Here is a 6,014-nt window from a genome sequence, read left to right as displayed (position 1 = left end):
AGCAAAGTAAGGAAAGTTCCTATAAATTATGAGGTTTATGAAAGCGATAACCTTGTCAAGATTGTTGATGAAACAGAATAAAGAACGGCGTGGGGGGCGCCTTCTTACAGCTATAAACGCATCATAAAAGAGAGAATTCAAATAAGAAAGCCGTATCAAGTAATATGACGCGGCTTTCTAATCACGTTTCTAATGATCTAATAATCATCCACAATGGAGTGATAAATGCATATATACAAAACGTATCATATTGCAAGCGTTCTATTGTTTTTATGAAAACTTATCAAAAGGATCATAAATGATGGGTATGATCTTGATAGCATTCATTTGAATAAGAGAGTTTCTAAACGCTTTTGATTTTTATAAACCTATCAATAAAACGCTCTCATATTTAAAGGGAGTCATTTGAAATAAAGCACATAATCAAAATGCCTCTTTAAAACGTTTTAAAATACTAAGCTCAAAATAGAGCTGAGTGAATTCAAATAACTGACATTCTAAAATCAAAACGTTTGGTAGCTTTATCAGTACAATCAAAAGCAACGGCGTATTAAGGGAATGTCTATAACAAAACCCGTTTTTTACATTTAGGCGCATTGGTTCTTAAAAGCAGCCTTTCATAAGACAAATAAACAAACGCTTTTTAGAATATAAGGTTTTTAAGATTTGCTCTGCTGTAAAATCTAGATCTTTGTTTTTCGTAAATGAAACGTTCTTAAGAGCAAATGATAACTAAGTTTATAGCTGTTATAAAACATCAGTTTCAAACGTTTATACATTCATTTAAAGAGGTTCTTATAAGCGTATTTTTACTTTTCTTTAAAACCTAATTTCTTTAAAAATTAGCTGGCTCAATTTTGAGTTTGTTATCTTTAAAAGAGAGCATTTTTTTAACAGCATTATTTTACTAAAAATTTAGTAAAACCCTATGCGTTTAGATTTTACAATGGTTTTGAATTTTGCTTGCTTATCTTTTCTCTTAAAAGAGCTGCCATTAATTTTGTAAGTAAGTGCTTTAAAAATATAACTGTTAAAACATTTTTTGATAGCTTGCTGTGTATACGTCATTAAAAGGTTTTCGCATTATAAGACATAACGTTTTGAATTTCATAACTGTTGTGATGAGAGTGTCTGTATAATTACCTGCCTATCATTTACTAAATTTTTAGTAAGCGCTTTAAAAACGATATTGAAATCCTTTATGCACCTTTAATGAATTAAAACCTATAAGCTTATAAAAGTTTCAAACGATTATACCCTTAATAGATAATAAGATATTGCTATAACATCTTTAGATTTTGCGCTCGCCAATTTTGGCGAACGCTAATTTTTTCTTTTTATGCGATTAACAAACCAATCATTAAAACAAGCTGTGCTCTTTAAGTATGTTATAGATAATTGCAAACGATTAAATTTTAAAACAATGCGATTTTTGAGTGATAAAAACGTATCATAAAATTTATGAACTGTTATGAATGATAGCTGCTTTTCATTTCATTTGAACGTTTACATGCGTTATAATATTTACATCATGTTTTGCTTTTTATGCTCTATTCATACGTGCCAATCTTATATAACAAATGGTCAAATGAAACACGTATAAAAGTGTGGATTCTTAAGTGGATTCATATAAAATAATTATAAACAAACTATTGACTTTATTGTGTTTTTAGGTACAATGTGGTGCCATATCACGAAACCATTCTGCTGCACCGGTTAGCAATTCACTGGGCAATGCCTTGCCTATTTGACGGGGGATAAATTGTACCTCTCGCTTATTATTGCGTTCAGCTCCCACAACGGCATTCACAAGCGGGGCTATCCGATTAAAGGTCATCACAGGGCGGCGTTGTTCTTTTAACGCAGCTAAATCTGCATCATTCCACTGATCTCCATTGTAAAAACGAAAATCTTCACGTGCCTGTTCACGCCATTTATTTACGTGCTCAATATCTTCCTTATACCAGCTGACAAGTTTACGAAACAAACCTTCTGTCGACAGATCTGAAATGTTGCTATCTTTGTCTAAATGCTCTTCATCATGCATCATTCTGCCATCCATGACGTGCTCTCATAAGCGTCTCTACCGCTGTAAGCTTCTCTCTTATGTTTCTGCACCGGCTGTTCATAACCCACACACATTAAGCCAAAAGCATCCGCACCATGACTGGACCAATCATGCTCGGCGCCTAACCCTATATTCCGCTTCTCATCCCATTTTTCGTGATACCAGTTCAGTGCCTTACGTCCTGATACGGTCGTTTCTTCATTGAACCAAACTGAAGGTAAAATACGTCGCACCGCCTCTATCCGCATCTTAACAGCACCTGCTCCTTGATTAGGAATGACCTGCGTTTCAAAACCCGCATCATTGAGAGCACTCTCAAAACTCACATTATGCACACGATCTCTGGTCGCACCGTCATGGGGGAGCACCATTAATGCCTTCTCATAACCATTTTGACGTAACCAGCCAATATGCTCTGATAAGGGCTGTCCTTGTGCCTCGTAATAATCAAGCACCCTTATTTCTCTACCAACAAATTGTGCTATCCATATCGCCGTTGCATCTGCTTTGGCTCCCGTTCCCCCAATATCCCAAAAGGCGCGTATCTGCATTAAAGGGTCACGAGCAACACGCCCTATCCGCCCCTCCTGCTCAGCTGCCAACATCTCTTTTTGAAAGTAAGCCCCTTGAACAGCGGTAAGATAAGCACCCTCCCAGATATGCTTATAGGTCTCTGGACGATTTCTCAGATCATCAAGCCGCGCTTCATTCAAGATCTTTGGAAATTTCGGATTGTCTGACCAATTGATCTCAACACGTTTAATGGCTTCATTGTCTGAAAAACGAAAGCGCTTCTCAACCGGTGCATTGTCCCGTAATGGGTTCCATGTCACCCATAACTCTGCTCTCCAACCCTCGCCCTCTTCACGCAACGTCGGTATAAGCGTCTGCCAAGCTGTTTCTGTGACCGGTTCTGCCTCATCAACCCAACACAGCAATATCCGCCCCATGGATTTGATACTGGCAATATTCCGGTCAAGACCACAAAACTGAAAGGCTATACGACTATCATTCGACTTAATTGAAGATTCCCCAACCTTATAATAGTCCTTTAAAAAGTCATGGGCTTCAATAGCACGTTTTATCTCCTCCAAGGAACTCTCTGCTAGCGAATTTTGAAACTGACGTGCACAAAGGATAGTGCCTGATATTCCCCCCATACCAAATTGATAGCCTTTTAAAGCAGCCATCAAAGCAAAAGATCTTGTCTTTCCTGACCCCCGTCCTCCAAAAGCCGCACGCACCAAAGCCTTCCCTGTAAAAATCGGTATAAGCTTTGGAACAATCTTAATCTGTCGTATTGTCATTCACCAAAGGAGCGATTTCCACGCGCCCTATCATCTTAATGGCTCCCCCATCCTCTCCTGTCACTTGCAAGGGCAAGATCTTACCAAGCAACGCTAAATAAGCCGCAGGGCATTTAATCGCTTGCTTTTCCAAATAAGAGATGAGCCCTTCCTTACCATATTTGCTGCCTGCCAATTCAGCTGCTTTAATGATAGCCTCTTTAAGAAGACGCGTATTCTTATTCGGTACCCCTTTTACCCGCCCTTGACCAGCATTAGGAGGCAGAGGCTTTTTGGTCGGTTGTAAAACCTGCTCTGTATTTTCTGATGTCATAAATTCCTCCCTCCAGATAATAAAAAAACCCCGCAAATGCGGGGGTTTTAGACTGTACATCACCCTCATTTAGACACAATACGCCTAAGTACAGTAATGTCATTAAATACGATTTGCATCACTTTGTCAACATAAAAATAACACATATTGATATATTCGAAGAGAATCGGTTAAACAGAGCTTATGAATAATTAAGGGTTCAAAATGATGAAATCATTATCCATAACACGCATCATAACATTTATAGCTTTCTTTTCTATATCAGCGTCATTTGGATTTAGAGACAAATTGACGCGTATGTTTACAAGTGTAGATACTATAGAGGAGTATAATCAACTTTACGACAAATACGCAAGTAAAGAATATGAAGCATTTACGCATTTTGACAAGCAAAACCAAGCACAACAATTTGTATACAGCCGTGGTTATCATAATATAGCTTCTAAATTTGACACTGTATGGCATCGTCACATACTCATTGTTTTATGTGGACGCTTTGTGAATTTATTGCGAGGTGATTATAATAAAGAGATGTCATGGGCGATGCTCCCCAATGTAATAAATACTTTACGCTATGAGCATAATTGGAGTGAAGAAAATTTTATTTGGGCATATAATATGTCCATGAGCAGTGCAGATCCAATGATTTATTACGCAAAAAAATTTCTTAGTACTCCAACTGGAAATGGCATTAACCCTGAAACACAAGTTATTGATTTAGTATCTAGCATGAGAGTCGATAATGGGAGTGGAATAAAAAAAACAGCTAGGTTTTGTAGAGACTTAAAAACGATATACAATATGATGAAGCCGTAATAGAGATTATCATTTAACGATTAAAATGCTTTTGAAGCGCGTTAAGAACGACACGTAGTGAACTTACAAGATGCGGTAATTTTTGATCCTCTATAACAAGGTACTGTAGCGCTGCATAGAGATTATACTGTCTATAGAGATGTTGCGCTTCTTTTATTGCCTCTTGCGTGTTTAAAAACTTCTCTGTTGCAAATTCTACCCATTTGTCTCTCGCTTTATCATCAGCAGATGACGGCATTTCGTCATAAATAGCACTAGGCAAGCCCTTTGCACAAAGGTAGTTATTTCGTATCTGTAGGTACTGTTGTGCGGCGTCATATTGCTCTTGTGTAAGCACACCTTGCAAGCAAAGCCGCCCTATATAGGTACCAGAAAGCGGATTTTTAGCCTCTTGTAAGCTTAAACAGAAGCGCTTTGCACGCATTTCAATTGCCAATTTATCGACAGCTTCACGAGGCGATTTTGCACGCGATATACGACCATTGGCTTCTCTTAGCTGCCCTGTGATTTTAGGGCGTCCCCTCTTTTTATTTTTTTTCACAGATAACCTCAGATACCTGTTGAACGTTTTTCCAAATTTCCTCTGAATTTGACAATGTTCCACACAACATAAGCAATAGAAACATCAGAAAAAGGACTACTGTTAAAAGAATTGGTAGTATTCTCCAATCATCGCCATTATTTATCGTCCATATAACGACAAGTGCTAGTATTACAACTAGAAAGCCTATCGCTACACAACAGCCTGATTCAATCTTAGCATTATGTTGTAATGATTTTATCTCCTGCCCTGTAATAGTATAGTTATAAACTGGCTTAGATTTACAGATTGAACTAAATGTATGTAGCGGCTGCTTATCGGACATTTAAAAACGCCTTCTATTTAAAAAGGAACATCATCATTTAAAGGGCTTGTAGGCATATCAAGAGGTCTGTGAAAGCTTGTCGCATAGGGAGATGATTGCTCTTGATCATCGTCATTTTTGCCATCTAACAGCTTTAAGTCCCCTTTGTATTGTGGCAAGACAATCTCTGTTACAAAACGTTCAACACCGTTTTTATCTTGCCATTTACGGGTTTGTAACTGCCCCTCTATATAGACTTTGCTGCCTTTATTAAGATACTGAAGTGCTATTTTTGCCAAATGTGGATTAAACACCACAATGGAATGCCATTCTGTTTTTTGGATTTTCTTATTGGTTGCCTTTTCTGTATAGCTCTCAGACGTTGCTAAACGAAAATTGACCACCTCACCACCTGATGGCATTGTTTTGCTTTCGGGATCAGCCCCTAAATAGCCAATTAAAATCACTTTATTTAACATGCTTATAGTTCCATTCTATCATGCAAAAATTATAGCATAATTTTACTATTTTTACAATTTTTTCAATAAGATAATAAAAATATTTTTGAATAAACATTACAATTGACATTATTTATTTCGTAGTTTATAAACTACATATGTTCATTATTAAGAAAACGTCATATTTTAATAAATGGTTAAACTCTT

The 6,014-nt window shown here is 37.2% G+C and carries 6 protein-coding genes and 1 pseudogene; 1 reads left to right on the top strand and 6 read right to left on the bottom strand.

Translation table 11 applies throughout. The features are described from left to right. Window positions 1-1,684: 1,684 nt before the first annotated feature. The 3 genes and pseudogenes from PVV68_RS09490 to PVV68_RS09480 all read right to left on the bottom strand — a co-directional run. A pseudogene (locus PVV68_RS09490) lies at window positions 1,685-2,062 on the bottom strand (phage portal protein); the annotation flags it as partial. Next, a complete protein-coding gene (locus PVV68_RS09485; protein WP_273782964.1) occupies window positions 2,047-3,375 on the bottom strand; it encodes a PBSX family phage terminase large subunit in 1,329 nt (442 codons plus the stop codon). The pseudogene PVV68_RS09490 and the gene PVV68_RS09485, both read right to left, overlap by 16 nt. Then, on the bottom strand, window positions 3,356-3,688 hold the full coding sequence (locus PVV68_RS09480) for a hypothetical protein (protein WP_273782962.1): 333 nt from the start codon (window positions 3,686-3,688) through the stop codon (window positions 3,356-3,358). The genes PVV68_RS09485 and PVV68_RS09480 overlap by 20 nt, the downstream gene beginning before the upstream one ends. 207 nt (window positions 3,689-3,895) lie before the next feature. On the opposite strand from PVV68_RS09480, the gene PVV68_RS09475 reads away from it, so the two are divergent. Beyond that, window positions 3,896-4,504 (top strand): hypothetical protein, encoded by a 609-nt coding sequence (locus PVV68_RS09475; RefSeq protein ID WP_273782965.1) that lies wholly within the window; start codon window positions 3,896-3,898, stop codon window positions 4,502-4,504. A gap of 13 nt (window positions 4,505-4,517) precedes the next feature. On the opposite strand, the gene PVV68_RS09470 is transcribed toward PVV68_RS09475, so the two are convergent. The 3 genes from PVV68_RS09470 to ssb are packed head-to-tail and all read right to left on the bottom strand — an operon-like array spanning window position 4,518 to window position 5,828. Next, a complete protein-coding gene (locus tag PVV68_RS09470) occupies window positions 4,518-5,045 on the bottom strand; it encodes a hypothetical protein (protein ID WP_273782961.1) in 528 nt (175 codons plus the stop codon). Continuing rightward, window positions 5,032-5,370 carry a hypothetical protein gene (locus PVV68_RS09465; RefSeq protein WP_273782960.1) on the bottom strand — a complete coding sequence of 113 codons (339 nt, stop codon included), beginning with the start codon at window positions 5,368-5,370 and terminating at the stop codon, window positions 5,032-5,034. Before PVV68_RS09465 ends, PVV68_RS09470 begins: the two co-directional genes overlap by 14 nt. A 17-nt stretch (window positions 5,371-5,387) precedes the next feature. Further along, complete coding sequence (gene ssb, locus PVV68_RS09460; protein WP_273782958.1) at window positions 5,388-5,828, bottom strand: single-stranded DNA-binding protein; 441 nt, start codon at window positions 5,826-5,828, stop codon at window positions 5,388-5,390. Window positions 5,829-6,014 lie beyond the last annotated feature (186 nt).

This window comes from Bartonella sp. ML69XJBT (genome assembly GCF_028618515.1).
GTDB lineage: Bacteria > Pseudomonadota > Alphaproteobacteria > Rhizobiales > Rhizobiaceae > Bartonella.
This window is presented reverse-complemented; position numbering and strand designations above follow the sequence as displayed.